The 16,405-nt window shown below is 63.6% G+C and carries 14 protein-coding genes and 2 pseudogenes; 15 read left to right on the top strand and 1 reads right to left on the bottom strand.

Features of this window, described 5'->3' with window-relative positions; translation table 11 throughout:
- Positions 1 to 155: 155 nt before the first annotated feature.
- The 15 genes and pseudogenes from L0V05_RS11520 to L0V05_RS11450 form a co-directional block, all read left to right on the top strand.
- Positions 156 to 1,757 (top strand): fatty acid--CoA ligase, encoded by a 1,602-nt coding sequence (locus tag L0V05_RS11520; protein ID WP_234870649.1) that lies wholly within the window; start codon positions 156 to 158, stop codon positions 1,755 to 1,757.
- A complete protein-coding gene (locus L0V05_RS11515) occupies positions 1,757 to 2,941 on the top strand; it encodes a thiolase family protein (RefSeq protein ID WP_234870647.1) in 1,185 nt (394 codons plus the stop codon). The genes L0V05_RS11520 and L0V05_RS11515 overlap by 1 nt, the downstream gene beginning before the upstream one ends.
- A gap of 190 nt (positions 2,942 to 3,131) precedes the next feature.
- Positions 3,132 to 4,178: a CE1 family esterase gene (locus L0V05_RS11510; protein WP_234870644.1), complete on the top strand. Its 1,047-nt coding sequence runs from the start codon at positions 3,132 to 3,134 to the stop codon at positions 4,176 to 4,178.
- 18 nt (positions 4,179 to 4,196) lie between these two features.
- On the top strand, positions 4,197 to 5,300 hold the full coding sequence (locus tag L0V05_RS11505; protein WP_234870641.1) for a glycine cleavage T C-terminal barrel domain-containing protein: 1,104 nt from the start codon (positions 4,197 to 4,199) through the stop codon (positions 5,298 to 5,300).
- A gap of 4 nt (positions 5,301 to 5,304) precedes the next feature.
- A complete protein-coding gene (locus L0V05_RS11500) occupies positions 5,305 to 6,669 on the top strand; it encodes an FAD-dependent oxidoreductase (RefSeq protein ID WP_234870639.1) in 1,365 nt (454 codons plus the stop codon).
- Positions 6,666 to 7,169, top strand: a complete 504-nt coding sequence (locus tag L0V05_RS11495) for a hypothetical protein (RefSeq protein ID WP_234870637.1) — start codon at positions 6,666 to 6,668, stop codon at positions 7,167 to 7,169. The genes L0V05_RS11500 and L0V05_RS11495 overlap by 4 nt, the downstream gene beginning before the upstream one ends.
- Entirely contained in the window at positions 7,159 to 8,535 is a 1,377-nt protein-coding gene (locus L0V05_RS11490; protein WP_234870635.1) for an aminotransferase class III-fold pyridoxal phosphate-dependent enzyme, read from the top strand. Before L0V05_RS11495 ends, L0V05_RS11490 begins: the two co-directional genes overlap by 11 nt.
- Positions 8,535 to 9,314 (top strand): DUF2182 domain-containing protein, encoded by a 780-nt coding sequence (locus L0V05_RS11485; RefSeq protein ID WP_234870633.1) that lies wholly within the window; start codon positions 8,535 to 8,537, stop codon positions 9,312 to 9,314. Before L0V05_RS11490 ends, L0V05_RS11485 begins: the two co-directional genes overlap by 1 nt.
- 11 nt (positions 9,315 to 9,325) lie before the next feature.
- Entirely contained in the window at positions 9,326 to 9,949 is a 624-nt protein-coding gene (locus L0V05_RS11480; RefSeq protein WP_234870631.1) for a DUF1326 domain-containing protein, read from the top strand.
- Between the two features lie 17 nt (positions 9,950 to 9,966).
- Complete coding sequence (locus L0V05_RS11475) at positions 9,967 to 10,959, top strand: MDR family oxidoreductase (protein ID WP_234870629.1); 993 nt, start codon at positions 9,967 to 9,969, stop codon at positions 10,957 to 10,959.
- Positions 10,960 to 10,963: 4 nt separating this feature from the next.
- The gene (locus L0V05_RS11470) at positions 10,964 to 11,746 is read left to right on the top strand and encodes a crotonase/enoyl-CoA hydratase family protein (protein WP_234870627.1); all 783 of its coding nucleotides are present in this window, start codon (positions 10,964 to 10,966) and stop codon (positions 11,744 to 11,746) included.
- A 113-nt stretch (positions 11,747 to 11,859) separates the two neighbouring features.
- A pseudogene (locus L0V05_RS11465) lies at positions 11,860 to 11,979 on the top strand (IS3 family transposase); the annotation flags it as partial.
- Between the two features lie 128 nt (positions 11,980 to 12,107).
- Positions 12,108 to 13,589, top strand: a complete 1,482-nt coding sequence (gene istA / locus L0V05_RS11460) for an IS21 family transposase (RefSeq protein WP_432759346.1) — start codon at positions 12,108 to 12,110, stop codon at positions 13,587 to 13,589.
- Positions 13,586 to 14,350 carry an IS21-like element helper ATPase IstB gene (gene istB / locus L0V05_RS11455; protein WP_234870625.1) on the top strand — a complete coding sequence of 255 codons (765 nt, stop codon included), beginning with the start codon at positions 13,586 to 13,588 and terminating at the stop codon, positions 14,348 to 14,350. Before istA ends, istB begins: the two co-directional genes overlap by 4 nt.
- A 147-nt stretch (positions 14,351 to 14,497) precedes the next feature.
- Positions 14,498 to 14,856 (top strand): annotated as a pseudogene (locus L0V05_RS11450) (integrase core domain-containing protein); the annotation flags it as partial.
- A 1,051-nt stretch (positions 14,857 to 15,907) separates the two neighbouring features.
- On the opposite strand, the gene L0V05_RS11445 reads toward L0V05_RS11450, so the two are convergent.
- Positions 15,908 to 16,297: a DUF1214 domain-containing protein gene (locus L0V05_RS11445; RefSeq protein ID WP_319937903.1), complete on the bottom strand. Its 390-nt coding sequence runs from the start codon at positions 16,295 to 16,297 to the stop codon at positions 15,908 to 15,910.
- Positions 16,298 to 16,405 lie beyond the last annotated feature (108 nt).

The following is a 16,405-nucleotide window of genomic DNA, read 5'->3' as shown; positions in this document are numbered from 1 at the left end:
CTCCCTGATTTTGGGATCAGATAGCTTGTTTCCGCCTGCGCCGCTGGCCGAAACCGACGCAGCTATCGTCCTGCGCGAAGCTTAGCCCCTTTTTTCGTCATGTGTAAGTTGGTCATGGGGACGCTATGCTGAATCAACGGTTCAAAGAGCAGCCCATGGATCCGCATTTCGCCCTGAACATCCGTCAGATTCTCCTTGCCCCGGCGGGGCGCAATCCGGATCAGCTCATCATTGATGGCAGTGGCCAGGCGCGCAGCTATGCTGCGTTCCACGACCGGATCGCCCGGCTTGGGGCGGCGCTGACGGCGCAGGGGCTGTGCAGGGGCAAAACCATTGCCGTAATGGACTGGGACAGCCCGCGCTATCTCGAATGCTTCTTCGCCATCCCGATGATGGGAGCGACGCTACATACCGTCAACATACGCCTGTCGCCGGAACAAATCCTCTACACGATCAACCACGCCGAGGATGATGCGATCCTGTGCCACGAGGATTTTCTGCCCGTCCTGATGCCGCTTCTCCCCCGCATTGTGCGGCCGGTCCGACTGATCCTCTTGGTCGACCGGAAGGGTGCCGTGCTGCCGGATGGGTTCGTGGGCGAGTATGAAAGCCTGCTGGCGGCACAGCCGGCAGGGTTCGATTTCCCACTGCTGCCCGAGGACACGCGCGCGACGCTCTTCTACACCACCGGCACGGCGGGCGATCCCAAAGGCGTCAGCTACTCGCACCGCCAGCTGGTCCTGCACACGCTTGCGGTTGCGGCTGATCTTGGCACAGTTCCGGGCACAGGCGGTCTGAAGCGCAATGATGTCTACATGCCGATCACGCCCCTGTTCCACGTACACGGCTGGGGATTTCCCTATATCGCCACCTTCCTGGGTCTGAAGCAGGTCTACCCGGGCCGGTATGAGCCCGCACGGCTTCTGGCACTGATCGCAGAACACGGTGTCACCTTCTCGCATTGCGTGCCGACGATCCTCTCGATGGTCCTGTCCGCGCCAGAGGCGGCACAGACCGACCTGTCGCGCTGGCGGGTGCTGATCGGCGGTTCGGCCCTGCCTGAGGGCTTGGCGCGCGAGGCGCGAACGAAGGGCATCGACATCCATGCCGCCTACGGCATGTCGGAAACCTGCCCATTCGTGACCCATGCCGACATGGTGGCCAGCCAGCATAGCGACGATGTGACGATCCGCGCCGCTATCGGCAAGCCAGCAGCGATGGTCGAATTGCGTGTAGTTGACCCCGAGATGCGCGACGTTCCCGCCGATGGCCGCACGACCGGCGAGGTGATCGCCCGCGCGCCCTGGCTGACCATGGGCTATCTGGGCAATCCTGTGGCCAGCGGTGAGTTGTGGCAGGGCGGTTGGCTGCATACCGGCGATGTCGGGCATATCTCACCTGACGGGACGCTGCGGATCACTGACCGGCTGAAGGATGTGATCAAGTCGGGCGGTGAGTGGGTGTCGTCTTTGGCACTGGAGAACCTCGCCTCAGTTGTGCCGGGTGTGCGCGAGGTGGCGGCCGTAGGTATGCCCGATGCACGCTGGGGCGAAAGGCCGGTCATGGTGGTGGTCGCGGATGGGGCGGTTGATGCCGCAATCTGCGAAAGGCTGGGGGCAGCCGTGGCTGCTGGCGATCTGCCGAAATGGGCCATGCCCGACAGGATCATCTCGGTTCTGTCCATCCCGCGCACCTCTGTTGGCAAGATCGACAAGAAGCGCATTCGCCAGATGCTTGAGTCCGGAGAGATTGCCTGATGCGCGAAGCTGTCATCGTATCCTACGCCCGCACGCCTGTCGGCCTTGCTTTCAAGGGCAGCCTGAACAACATCAAATCTCCAACGCTTGCGGCCCATGCAATTCGGGCGGCGGTCACCCGCGCGCGCGTCGATCCGGGCGAGGTTGAGGATCTGGTCATCGGGTCGGTCCTGACGGCGGGGACGGCGGCGATGAACCTCGGCCGTCTGGCCGCTCTTGCTGCCGGTCTGCCGGTCACGGTCGCGGGACAGACGGTGGATCGGCAATGCGCCTCAGGTCTGCAGGCTATTGCGATGGCCGCGCAGTCGATCGTCCTGGGCGGAGTGGAGGTTGCGATCGCGGCAGGGCAGGAAAACATTTCGGCTGTGCAGGGCCCCTACTTCGACTGGGCTGCGCGCGAGATGGACGAAGGGGTGACCGCGGCGCAGCCCCATGCCTACATGCCGATGCTGGACACCGCCGAGCGGGTGGCGCGCGACTGGGGCATCAGCCGCGACGCACAGGACGCCTTTGCGCTGCAGTCACAAGCCCGGACGGCGGCGGCGCAGGTCGCGGGGCGGTTCGATGCGGAAATCGTGCCGATCAGTGCCACGCGGCTGGTCAAGGACAAGGCCACAGGCGAGGTCCGTGCCGAAGCGGTGACGCTGGCACAGGACGAGGGCAACCGTCCGGGGACCACCGCCGAGGGACTGGCCGGCCTGAAACCCGTGCGCGAGGGTGGATTGGTCACGGCCGGCAACGCCAGCCAGTTGTCGGATGGTGCCGCGGCGATGGTGCTGATGGAGCGCCGCGCCGCCGAACGCCGGGGCCTGCCGATCCTTGGAGCCTTTCGCCTGATGGCCGTGGCAGGATGTCCGCCCGAGCACATGGGCATCGGCCCCATCCATGCCGTACCGCGCCTTCTGACCCGTGCGGGGCTTCGTATCGGCGATATCGGTCTGTGGGAGCTGAACGAAGCTTTTGCCGCGCAGGCCCTGCCTTGCATCGCTGAACTGGGACTTGATCCGGATCTGGTGAACGTGAATGGCGGAGCGATTTCGGTCGGCCACCCTTATGGAATGACGGGCCTGCGTCTGGCTGGACATGCCCTGATCGAGGGCAAACGTCGCGGAGTTGCGCGGGCAGTCGTCACGATGTGCGTCGGCGGTGGGATGGGGGCGGCGGGACTGTTCGAGGTCGCCTGATGTGCATGACGGAAACGGGGGCATTGCCGCAACAGCCGTCATTTGCAGGACAGACAGTAAGCCAGTCACACTATGGGCAGTAGCCGGGAAACCGGAGGCTCTCCCTGTCGAGAAATCGGCAGACTCTCCCGCAGGCGGGCTGAAATGCTCGTCTGCGGGTCCTTTGCAAAAAGACTTCGAGAGGACGGGAATGCACACCAAGACAATGACGGCCGCTCTGATGGCCGCGCTGGCCTTGCCGGCCCTCGCAGAGACCCCAAGTGCCGGTTGCGGGACGGCCTCGCCCTCGAGCGGAACCTTCACGCTGGCGAGTGACGGCCTGACGCGGACTTATCGACTGCATGTGCCGGTCGCCCTTGATGCTGCAAAGCCCGCGCCCCTCGCGCTGATTTTCCACGGCTGGGGCGGAGATGAAAACGAGTTCCTCGCCGATCCGGTCGTCACGTCCGAGGCCGACAAGCGTGGCTTCGTCTTGGCGGCGGCGCGCGGCGTTGGGTCGGGTGCTCCGGACGACAACTACAACTCCTGGACCTTCCGTGGTTCGGCGACCGGCATCGGCGGCGACGGTCAACCTATTTGCGATGGCGCAGCAGGCGAGGCCAAGACGAACTACGCCTATGCCTCCTGCGGGCCGGTGGGCGAGGGTGTGGCGCAGAACGGATGTTCCTGGACCCAGTGCCAGGCGGATGACGCTGCCTTTGTCGGCTCCCTGATTGACGAGATCGGCAAGACCGCCTGCATCGACCTCGACCGGGTCTTCATGGCAGGCGGGTCGAACGGCGGCATGTTCACCTGGGACATGGGCCAGACCCCAGAAGTCGCCAGCCGCTTGCGCGCCATCGCGCCGCTGATCGGCCTGCCGCACAATGGCTTTCTTGACGGACCCGCGCGACCGGACGGTCTGCCGGTCCTCGTGATCACCGGGATGCAGGACCCGACCGTGCCGCCAGGCAACTGGGGCGACATGGGCCCGACGACGACGGCGGACGCTGATCTTTACCACTACACCGGCGCCTCGGCGATCACCGGGGTCTGGGCCAAGGCGCAGGCTTGTGAAGGCGAGCCGGTGAAGGTCGACTTCGGCGCAGACGGGATTGAATGCCGATCCTCTTGCGATGCCGATGCCTCGGGCCTGCCTCCCGTCCTCGATTGCCGGGCGCAGATGGCGCATGACTACGACTTCGCGAAGACGTGGCCGATGATCCTCGACTTCTTCGCACGCCAACCACAGCGCTGACCCCAAACGGAGACGATCTTGTACGGCATCACCCCTTCGGCGCGCCTGCGCCCGTCACCGTTCTACGAGGCGACGGTCAAGGAAGGCGTTACCAACTTCACCACCTACAACCACATGCTGATGCCTACTGCATTTGGCGACCCCGAGGCCGAATACTGGCGGCTGATCAACGGGGTCAGCCAGTGGGATGTCGCGGTGGAGCGGCAGGTCCAGCTGAAGGGGCCCGATGCAGGGCGGCTGGCGCAAATGCTTTCCCCGCGCGATCTTTCAAAGCAGAAGGTCGGGCAAGGGAAGTATGTCCCGCTCTGCAACCATCAGGGTATCCTGATCAACGATCCGATCTGTCTGAAACTGGCCGATGACCTCTACTGGCTGTCGATCGCTGACAGCAACATCTGGTTCTGGGCTGCCGCGATTGCCGCCGAGCGTGGCTTGCGGGTCGACGTGAGCGAGCCCGATGTCTCGCCCATGGCCATCCAGGGGCCGAAGGCCGAGGACGTGGTTGCCCATGTCTGCGGCGACTGGGTGCGCGAGATCAGGTATTTCTGGTTCAAGGAAGCCACGATCAACGGCATCCCGGTCGTCGTTCAGCGGTCCGGCTGGTCGAAACAGGGCGGGTTCGAGATCTACCTGCGCGATGGGACGCGCGGCACGGAACTGTGGAACATCTTCCGCGAGGCGGGCGCGCCTTGGGGTATCGGCCCCGGCGGGCCGAACTGGTGCGAGCGGGTTGAGTCGGGCCTGATTTCCTATGGCGGGGATACCGACGGCACGACCAACCCCTACGAGGTGCGGATGGGCAAGTATGTCGACCTGCACGTGCCCGATGACACGATCGGGATCGATGCTCTCCGCCGCGTGGCGTCCGAGGGCCCCAAGCGCCAGTCGCTGGGGATCATTCTGGATGCTGGCGATCCGGTGAAGCCAGGTTTCCTGTGGAATCCAATCTTCAGGGACGGCGTGAAGGTAGGCGATCTGACCAATTGCATCTTCTCGTACCGGCTGAAGAAAAACATCGGTTTCGCGTTGATCGAAGCCGCCTGTTCCATCGGCGACCGCGTCGACGCCCGGGTCGGCGGCGCGATCCAGCCCGGAATCCTGACCGACCTTCCTTTCCTGTGAGACCATGAAAGACTTCATCCTAGAGCCCGCCCGCCACGTTCCCGTCATCTGCCGCACAGAGGTGCTGGTCGTGGGCTCCGGCCCCGGTGGACTTGCCGCAGCGCTTGCCGCCGCCCGGGCGGGCGTCGAGGTCACGATGGTCGAACGCTTCGGCTGCTATGGCGGCAACATCACCGTGGTGGGGGTCGAAGGTCTGGCTTGGTATCGCCACGAGGCGACTGTCGAGGCGAATGGCATCGGCCGCGAGTTCGAGGAGCGGGCCAAAGCGATGGGTGCGGCCGTCCCCGAAAGCCAGTCGCTCAGCTATGAGCTGGACAGCGAAGGCTTCAAGCTGGTGGCCGATCGTTTGGTGGAAGAGGCGGGAATCCATGGCATGATGCACCGCACCTTTGTCGCGCCAGTCATGGATGGCGACCGCGTCGCCGGGATCATTGTTGAATCCAAGGCGGGCCGTGAGGCGATCTTGGCCAAGGTGGTCATTGATGCCACGGGCGATGCGGATGTGGCTGTACGCTGCGGTGCGCCCGCGCCGAAGACACCTACCGAGCATATGCAAGCGGCCAGCGTGATGTTCCATCTGGCCGGAGTCAACAAGGCCGAGTTCATGGCCGAGGTGAAGGCCGATCCACAGACCTACAAGGACTGGTCCACCGGCGAATGGACGGTCGAGACCGACGGAAAGGAAGACGGCATGTTCTCGCCCTTCCTGAAGAAGCCTTTCGCCAAGGCGATCGAAGAAGGGATCATCCCCAAGCACCTGAACACCATCGCAGGAACCTGGGGCGCGATGCATGACACGGGTGAATTGACCTATATGAACCTTGTCCATCTTGCGGGGATAGACGGCACCGATCCAGACAGCATGACAAGGGGAGAGGTCGAGGGACGCAAGCAGGCGATGCTGGCGATCGACGCGCTGCGCCGCTTCATGCCCGGCTGCAAGGGCGTGCGCCTGCGCAACTTCGGCATGACAATCGGTATCCGGGACACCCGCAAGATCGACGCGGTCTACAACATGACCGAGGCGGATGTACGCTACGAAGGGCGGTTCGAGGATACAATCGGCATCTACCCCGAATTCATCGACGGCTATGGCATCCTGATCATCCCGACCACCGGGCGGTATATGCATATTCCCTATCGCTCCATGTTGCCCAAGGGGGTCAAGGGCCTGCTGGTCGCGGGCCGGGCGATTGGCGGCGACATGGTGGCCCATGCCGCGACGCGCAACATGGCCTGCTGCGCGGTGGCCGGGCAAGGTGCGGGCGTGGCAGCGGCGCAGGCGGTGAAGTCCAACCGGGAGGTGGACACCGTCGACATGGACGCCGTCCAGCGAGAGCTGATTCGGCAAGGGGTGCGCATTCAATGACAGCATCGGCACGCAGCTTCGCTTCATTCGAGGCCGCCTTCGCGAAGGCCTTCGAGGAGGAAATCTCGGGCGAGACCTTCTTTGCCGCCCTGGCTGAGACCGAGCCCGCGCCGCGCCGCGCCGCGCTCTGGCACAAGCTTGCGGTGATCGAGAACCGGACCGATGCCGCCCTGCGTGGCTTTGCCACGGAATTCGGCGTGTCGCCTGCCGATGAGACGGCCGTGCAGCTTTCGGGCAGAGCGGAAGCGGCGGATTGGCAAGCGCTTCCCTTCCTGGAAGTCATGGCAATCATGGATCGCGACTATCCGGCCTATGTGGTTGAGTTCACGAACCTGCTCGACCGCGCACCCGAGGCGGCCAAGCCTGCGGCGCAGTTGCTGATCGACCACGAAATCGCGATCATCGCCATGGCACGGGCCGAGTTGTCGGGCAAGGAAGACCCCGCCGCCCCGCTTGACGCCTACCTCGCCCGCCTTGCCGGAGCGGCCGATGGCCTCTGACCTTGCCGATCCGGTTCCTGGCATCAACTTGGGGCGGCTTCAGGCCCTCTTTCAGGCCGAGACCGAAAGTTTCCTTCGCGCCCGGCCGAAGTCTGCCGCGCTGTTGCAGCGGGCGGCGAAGGTCATGCCGGATGGCGTGCCTATGCCCTGGATGGGCTGGCTTTACGACCATGCTCCGCCCTTTGTGGCCGGCGGGCAGGGCTGCCGGTTCACCGACGCAGATGGCTTCGAATATGTCGACTTCAACCTGGCTGACCTGTCCAACACCTTGGGCTATGGCGATACCCCCGTTGCCCGAGCCGTAGCCCGGCAGGCCGGGATCGGGCTGCAGTCTCTTCTGCCTTCGGAAAACGCCATTGCTCTGTCCGAAGCCCTGTCCGGGCGGACAGGGATGCCTTTCTGGCAATACACGCTTTCAGCTTCGGCGGCGAATACCGAGGTGTTCCGCATCGCCCGCGCCCTGACGGGCCAGCGCAAGGTGGTCGCCTTCAGCGGCGCCTATCACGGCCATATCGACGCAACACTGGTCGAACGCGGTCCGGAAGGACAGATGCAGCCCGCGGCGCTGGGGCTTTCGCCGGATGTGGCGCGCGAGACAGTCAGCGTGCCCTTCAACGACCTGGGCGCGCTTCGCGCGGCACTGGCGCCGGGCGATGTTGCTGCCGTCCTGACCGAGCCGGCGCTGACCAACAGCACCCTGGTCCTGCCCGACCCTGGGTTCCTGGCCGAGGCCTGCCGCCTTACCCGCGCGGCGGGCGCGTTGTTCGTGCTGGACGAAACCCATACCTGGCAACTGGCCTATGGCGGGATGAAGCGCCCGATGCAGCTGGCATGCGATTTGCTGGTCCTGGGCAAGGGCCTTGGCAGCGGTGTGGCGCTGGGGATCTACGGGATGACCGCCCCCTTGGCCGAAGGGCTGCGGGCCGGGCGCGACGGGCGGCGGGATGGGCAGAAAGGAATTGCCACGGGCGGGACGATCCACGGCAACCCGCTGTCAACCGCTGCGGCACTGGCCATGCTGGAGGAGGTGCAGACGGAAGCCGGCTACGTCCGGATTTCCGCTCTTGGCGCGCGGCTTTCGGACGGTATCGATGCGCTGACCCGGAGTTACAGCCTGCCCTGGCGCGCCTTTCGATATGGGCCGCGTTCGGGCTTTTGCCTGACACCCCACCTTCCCCGATCCTACGACGAAACCCTGCTGTCGATGCACCGGGGCTTTAATGCCGCCCGCAGGGTGTTCATGGCCAATCGCGGCATCTGGGACGCTATCTGGTCGGCGGGACCCCAGGTCGGGTTTTCGCATGGGGCCGAGGAAATCGACCTCTACCTTGATGTTGCAGCCGACTTCCTGGACCGAGTGATGTGATGCACGGCCTCGCGAAGCGGACGCGCAGCCTGAACCCTGCCGGAGTCGTGTGGCTTGCCTTCTTTGCGTCGGTCGTTGCCGCTTGGGCGGGACTGTTCGCCATGGTCGCCACATCGCCGTTTGTCGACGTGCCGTCTGGCCTGTGGGGGGCGCTCTGCATCGGTGCGGCATCGGCCGATCTGGCAAGCCTGTTCGCCATGTGGCTGTTAATGGCGGCCGCGATGATGCTGCCGACCTTCGTCCCCGCCTTGCGCACGTTCCTGAACCTTGGCACGGCGGGGGCGACGCAGGCGGTCGATGCCGTTGCGCTTGTCGCGGGATATGCGCTGGTCTGGATCGCGGGGGCGCCGATCGGTGCGCTTGGCCAGCTGGCGCTGACGCAGGCGGGACTTGTGGCGCCAGACGGGTCCAGCCTTTCATTCTTGCTCTCCTCCGCCCTGCTTCTGATGGCGGGGGCCTACCAGTTGACCCATCTGAAGGCCGCCTGCCTTGCGCGGTGCCGGATGCCCCTGACCTTCTTCATGGAACGTTGGGCTCCGGGTTCTGCCCGTGCCTTCCGCATGGGGCTGGAACTTGGCGTCCTGTGCTTCGGCTGCTGCTCGGCGCTGATGGCGCTGGCCTTCGTCGGCGGCACGATGAACCTGCTTTGGATGGGTGCAGCTACGCTCTTCATGGTGATGGAGAAACTGCCTGACCTTGGCCGCATCCTGACGCGGCCTGCCGGATACCTTCTTGTCACTGCTGCGGGGGCAACCGCGCTCGCGGCACCCTTCTTCTGAAAGGAACTATCATGGCCGCAACTTTGCCCGAATGGGCGATCAAGGGCGAGCTGATCCTGAACTGCAACTGCACTGTCTTTTGCCCCTGCGTCGTCTCCCTCGGCAAGCACCCGCCGACGGAAGGCTACTGTCAGGCCTGGGTGGGCGTGCGGATCGACGAGGGGCATTTCGACGACGAAAGCCTGTCGGGGCTGAATGTCGGTCTCTTGATGGACATTCCCGGAAACATGGGGCGCGGCAACTGGAAGGCCGCCGCCTATATCGACGAACGCGCCAGCGAAGCCGCCTATGACGGGCTGATCCGCATCTTCTCGGGCAAGGTGCGCGGCACCACGGGACTCTTCTCGATCATGGTGTCGGAGTTTCTTGGCGCGGAGCGCGCGCCGGTCGAATACACGACAGAGGGCAAGACTCGCCGCCTGACGGTCGGAAAGAAGATTCAGGGTGAAGTGACACCGATCACCGGCGCCAATCCCGATCAGGAGGTCGTCGTATCGAACACCGGCTACTGGATGGGCCCCGACATCACCGTCGCCCAGGCCGGCAAGGGCCGCGTGCGCGCCTTCGGCCGCGTCTGGGATTTCGAAGGCCGCTCGGCCGAGATCTGCCAGATCGACTGGCACGGTCCGAATTGACAGGAAGGAAAGACACCATGTTTCGCGCCCTCGTGCTTGAAAAGGATGCCGAAGGTCAGGCCAAGGCCACGATCAAGGAGCTTGAGACGGACGCCTTGCCGCAGGGCGATGTCAGCGTGGCGGTCGAATACACGACGCTGAACTACAAAGACGGTCTGTGCCTCTCGCCCACCGGCGGCGGGCTGGTGCGCAACTGGCCCCATGTCGCGGGCATCGACTTCGCCGGCACGGTCGAGGCGAGCGACGACCCCCGTTACAAGCCCGGTGACAAGGTGGTGCTGACTGGCTGGAGGGTGGGCGAGGTGCACTGGGGCGGTTATGCCCAGAAGGCGCGCGTCAGGGCGGATTGGCTGGTGACGCTGCCGGACGGTCTGACCGCGCGGCAGGCAATGGCCGTGGGCACGGCCGGCCTGACGGCGATGCTGGCCATACAGGCGCTGGAGGATCATGGACTGACCCCTGCCAACGGCGAAGTGCTCGTGACAGGCGCGGCGGGCGGTGTAGGTTCAGTCGCGGTTGCCATTCTGGCGGCTCTGGGATACACGGTCGCCGCCGTCACCGGACGCCCCGAGACGGAAGCCTATCTGTGCTATCTGGGTGCAAGCCGCATCATCCCCCGCGCCGACCTTGCCGAAACCGTCAAGCGCCCGCTCGAGTCCGAAACATGGGCCGGATGCATCGATGCCGTCGGTGGTGCGATGCTGGCGCGCGTGCTGGGACAGATGAAATACGGCGCCTCGGTTGCCGCAGTCGGGCTTGCGGGCGGAACGGGCCTGCCGGCAAGCGTCATACCGTTCCTACTCAGGGGTGTGAACCTTCTGGGAATCGACAGCGTCATGAAACCCTATCCCGACCGCCTTCGCGGCTGGGAAAGGATTGCCGACCATCTGCCGAAGGACCGGCTGGACGCGATGACCCGCCCCGCCACCCTGACTGATCTGCCAGCCCTCGGCGCGGCCATCCTGCAAGGCCGGGTGCAGGGACGGGTGGTCGTGGATGTGAACGGATAGGCCGATGGACTATCGCAACTTGCTCGTGGACCGTCAGCCCGATGGCGTCTGGATCGTCACCCTGAACCGACCCGAAAAACGCAACGCGCTGAACGCGGAAACAATCGAAGAGCTGGTCGGTCTTTTTTCGTGTGCCATGAAGGATGGTGCCCGGGCGATCGTGCTGGCAGGGGCAGGCCCGCATTTCTGTGCGGGTCTTGATCTGGTGGAACACCACAAGGCCGACCGGTCGCCTGCCGAGTTCTGGCAGCTTTGCCTGCGTTGGCACGAGGCCTTCAACAAGATGGAGTATGGCGGAGTTCCGGTCATTGCCGCGCTGAAGGGCGCGGTGGTGGGGGGGGGGCTGGAATTGGCCTCTGCCGCCCATATCCGCGTTGCCGATCCCTCGACCTACTTTGCCCTTCCCGAAGGCCAGCGCGGCCTGTTTACTGGCGGCGGTGCGACGATCCGCGTGACCAACCTGATCGGCAAAGCGCGGATGGTAGACATGATGTTGACCGGGCGGGTCTATCAGGGCCAAGAGGCGATAGAGCTTGGCCTTGCGCAGTACCTAGTCGAGGCCTCGCTTGCGCATGCCGTTGTACTTGCCCGCCGCTGTGCTGAGAACCTGCCGCTAACCAACTTTGCCATTTGTTCCGCGATTAGTCATATTCAAAACATGTCGGCACTGGATGCCGCCTATGCCGAAGCCTGCGTTGCCGGAGTGGTCAACACACAACCCGAAGCTCGGGTGCGACTAGAAGATTTCGCGAACAAGTCTGGGCCGAGAATACGCCCCAACTCATGACTCTTTGGTCCGGCACACGCCAGCAGAGTAGGGATCAGTCCTACCTGGGCCCTGGAACTTGCTTCGGGGCTTTGTGGACAGTTTCTGCCAACCAGCGCTAGCGCCAGAGAAGTCTGCTCAACCTCATCGACGAGTTCTCCCGGGAGTGCCTAGTGATCCGGGTCGACCGGAGGCTCCGATCGACCGACGTCATCGACGTGCTGTCTGATCTGTTCATCCTGCGCGGCGTGCCGGTGAGAACGGCGGTGAGAAAGTCGGCCAGGGAAGCGGCGGGATGAGCCTGCTGCGGGCGGCGCAATAGTCGTCCACCTATGTCCTTTCTGCAGGCTGCAGGGAGGGTGGGAGGATTTTCACCGTGGACATGTATCGGAAGGTTCGACTGGCCTGTGCGGAGGGCATGAGCCAGCGCGAGGCGGCGCGGCATTTCAACATCTCGCGCGACAGCGTAGCCAAGATGATGGTGTTCTCGGTTCCGCCGGGCTACCGGCGGAAGGCGGCGGTGAAGCGGCCGAAGCTGGGTGCCTTCACCGGGATCATCGACGGCTGGCTGGAGGTCGATCGCGAGGTCCACCGCAAGCAGCACCACACGGCGAAGCGGGTGTTCGAGCGGCTCAAGGCCGAGCATGGTTTCACCGGCGGCTACACGATCGTGAAGGATTACATGCGGGAGCGCGAACGGCATGGCCGCGAGATGTTCGTGCCGCTGGCGCATCCGCCCGGTCATGCCCAGGCCGATTTCGGCGAAGCGACAGTTATCATCGGCGGTGTCGAGCAGAAGGCGCATTTCTTCGTCATGGACCTGCCGCACAGCGATGCCTGCTACGTGCGGGCCTATCCGGCGGCGACGGCGGAGGCCTGGGTCGATGGCTACGTCCACGCCTTTGCGTTCTTCGGCAAGGTGCCGGCCTCGATCCTTTACGACAACGATCGGTGCCTGGTGGCGAAGATCCTGCCCGACGGCACGCGGCAACGAGCCACGCTCTTCAGCGGCTTCCTGTCGCATTACCTATTCCGCGACCGCTATGGACGGCCGGGCAAGGGGAACGACAAGGGAAACGCGGAGGGCTTGGTCGGCCTCTCCCGTCGCAACTTCATGGTGCCAATCCCCAGGTTCGCAACCTGGGAGGCATTCAACGCCTACCTGGAGGATCAGTGCCGCAAGCGTCAGGCTGACGTGCTCCGCGGCCAGTCGGAGACCATCGCAGAACGGCTCGCGCGGGATATGACGGCCATGGTCGACCTGCCCGCCGCGCCGTTCGACGCCTGTGATCAGACCACGGGTCGGGTCAGTTCTCAGTCGCTGGTGCGTTACAAAACCAACGATTACTCGGTCCCGGTCGCCTATGGCCACCGCGATGTCTGGGTCCGCGGCTATGTCGGCGCAGTCGTGATCGGCTGCGGCAGCGAGGTCATCGCCAAGCACCCGCGCTGCTACGACCGTGAGGACATGGTGTTCGATCCGATCCATTATCTTCCGCTGATCGAGAGGAAGATCAACGCCTTGGATCAAGCCGCGCCCCTGGCGGAATGGGACCTGCCGCCCGAGTTCGCGACCCTGCGCCGCCTCATGGAAGCGCGCATGCTGAAGACGGGGCGGCGCGAATACGTGCAGGTCCTGCGTCTGCTGGAGAACTTCGGCATCGATGATCTTCATGCCGCGGTGAAGAAGGCGCTGCAGCTCGGCGCGGTTGGCTTCGATGCCGTGAAGCACCTTGTCCTCTGCCAGGTCGAGAAGCGGCCGCCAAAGCTGGACCTCGACGTCTACCCCTACCTGCCGCGCGCAGAGGTCGGGACCACGTCGGCTGCCGCCTACATGTGCCTGATGTCGGGCGATTTGGCATGACCGAGACCCCCAAGATCCTGCTCGCGCATCATCTGAAGACGCTGAAGCTGCCGACTTTCCTGCGGGAATACGACAAACTCGCCCGGCAATGCGCGGCCGAGGGTCAGGACCACGTCCAGTTCCTGGCGCGCCTGGTCGAACTGGAACTGATCGACCGCGAGCGGCGCATGGTCGAGCGCCGTATCAAGGCCGCGAAGTTCCCCGTCACCAAGAGTCTCGACAGCTTCGACTTCAAGGCGATCCCCAGGCTCAACAAGATGCAGGTGCTGGAACTGGCCCGCTGCGAGTGGATCGAACGCCAAGAGAACGTCATCGCCCTCGGGCCAAGTGGCACCGGGAAATCCCACATCGCCTTGGCTCTCGGCGTGGCCGCCTGCCAGAAGGGCCTCTCCGTCGGCTTCACCACCGCCGCGACGCTGGTCAATGAACTGATGGAGGCGCGAGACGAACGCCGACTACTGCGGTTGCAGAAGCAGATCGTCAGCCACAAGCTCCTCATCATTGACGAATTGGGCTTCGTGCCCCTGAGCAAGACCGGCGCTGAGCTGTTGTTCGAGCTGATCTCGCAACGCTACGAACGCGGCGCCACGCTGATCACCAGCAACCTGCCGTTCGACGAATGGACCGAAACCTTCGGCTCCGAACGCCTGACCGGCGCCTTACTCGACCGGCTGACCCACCATGTCCACATCCTCGAAATGAACGGCGACAGCTACCGGCTCGGCCAGAGCCGCGCCCAAAAAGCCGCGCCCGGCACCTGATCACCCGTTGCAGAATTGGCCCTGCGGGCCAATGCGCCATGGCCCGCACCAGCTATGTGGTGAGCGCGCGCGCCATGGCGCTCGGCCCCCAACCACTGGCCTGGTTTTACGCCGCCCCGTGGCCGGTTTTGTCTCCGCCGTTGACAGCCGGATCACATACGGTCGGACAATGGCCCGGAGTTCATCGCCAAGGCAGTGCGGGAGTGGATCGCCGCCGTCGGAGCACGAACCGCTTACATCGAGCCAGGGTCACCGCGGGAGAACGGCTACTGCGAGAGCTTCAACTCGAAACTCCGGGACGAGCTGCTCAACGGGGAGATCTTCTACAGCCTCTCCGAGGCAAAGATCATCATCGAACGCTGGCGCCGCCACTACAACACCAAGCGCCCGCATTCATCGTTAGGCTATCGCCCCCCGGCCTCCGAGGTGGTGCAGGGGCCGCTTCGCCACCCGCACCCGCTTCGCCGGCCACCCCAGTCGTAGCGCAAAGGCCTGTCATGCACTAAGACCGAAACCGATCCACCCGATCGGGGCAGGCCAACGAGGTGCGCGCACCGCTCGAATACATATGCACCTCTGCGAAGGTTCAGAATCAATGGCTTCCTCTTTTTCTGTCAAGCTTGCAGACGGTGACATCAAGGCAGCTGTAAATGCGCTTGATGTGACTAATGCCGTCTATCGATTGTCAAAGGAGAATGCCCTGGAACGCCTTCGCGGGCAGTGATCGGCATTCGAACGACCTGGCGGGACGATCATTGAAGTGGTCGCAAACCTGCAAGCGGGCCGCCTGGACGATCTGCGTCAGAGGTTCAACGACTTCCAAACTGTGCGCGGTATTCGTGGCCTGCCGGATGACTTTGAACTAACACAGCCACTTTTTGATCTTCTTCGAGATATCTATCGGGATGCGAACGGCAACGCGAATGTTCGTAGCGGTGTATACAGCGCTGCGGCCCGCCCAGATGAGATCGAAAGGGCGGGATATTTTGAAATAATAAGTAATATATATCATATACTTACGGAAATATGAAAGTTCTCATCTTCGGTCTTCCCGGCCCGCCACCTGCCCTCGCGAACGCGTTCTCCTGATCCAGCTCCGGCCGGATTTTTTCGTTGTTTTCGAGGGTTATGCGGGAGGGGCTGAACACCACCCCTGGGCCGGGAGGCCAGAAAGCGGTCTCTCGGGGCTAATATTCTCCGGACCTCATGACTGCCCAATTTCGGTGCTTGGCTTGCAAACCAATGAAACGAAGGTGTTTTTCTTCGGCGCTCCTGAACACTTCGAAGTCAGGGGCGTATTAAGCGACGGAACGGAAATCGAACATTTCGCCTAGACGGCGCGGGCCACGAGCTAGGGCATAAATGTCGGTAGAGGGCGGAAAGCGGTCTTTCGCTGTGCTTGGCACCGGTGTCCGCTTTGCGAGACATTACCACTGGTCGCTATGCCGCGTTTGCAAACTTCGTTCGCAGTTGATCGACATTAATCATTAGGACCGCGACCGCGTATCACAAAGTAGGATGCTGCATCGGTATCAGGAAGGACGCTTGGTTTCGCATTCACTCTCTTACCACGTCCGGGAACTTGTAGCTGCCGTCCTGAATTGCCTTTCCTGGTACATAAGCCCGGATGATCAGTGCGAACTGCCCGTCAGGTGCAGGCAGCCAGTTTGCCCGCGCGGCATCGCCACTCGGTTCATCATGCGACAGGGTAAGGGTAAGACTGCCGTCCTGCGCAAAAACCAGCTGGTTCGCATCGAGATTGACTGTGCCAACATTGGTCCGCCCGTCCGGCGCGTCGGCCAGCATGAAATAGTCCTTGTCATACATGGTCAGAGACCAGAACCCGCCCTTGCTGCGGTCTACAGGCGGCAGCGCGTTTTTGGCGAAGGTCATCGTGTAGGCATGCTTGCCGTCCAGTAGTTGACCTTCAGCATCTGTCCCGCGGATGAGGTAGATTGGCCTGCCCCGATCGAGTGGTCCGGGTTCAGTCTTAGTGCATGACGGGTCTTGGCGCTACGGTTGGGTTGGCCGGCGAAGCGGGTCCGGGTGGCGAAG

It is taken from the genome of Alitabrizicola rongguiensis, assembly GCF_021491355.1.
GTDB classification, from domain to species: domain Bacteria; phylum Pseudomonadota; class Alphaproteobacteria; order Rhodobacterales; family Rhodobacteraceae; genus Aliitabrizicola; species Aliitabrizicola rongguiensis.
This window is presented reverse-complemented; position numbering and strand designations above follow the sequence as displayed.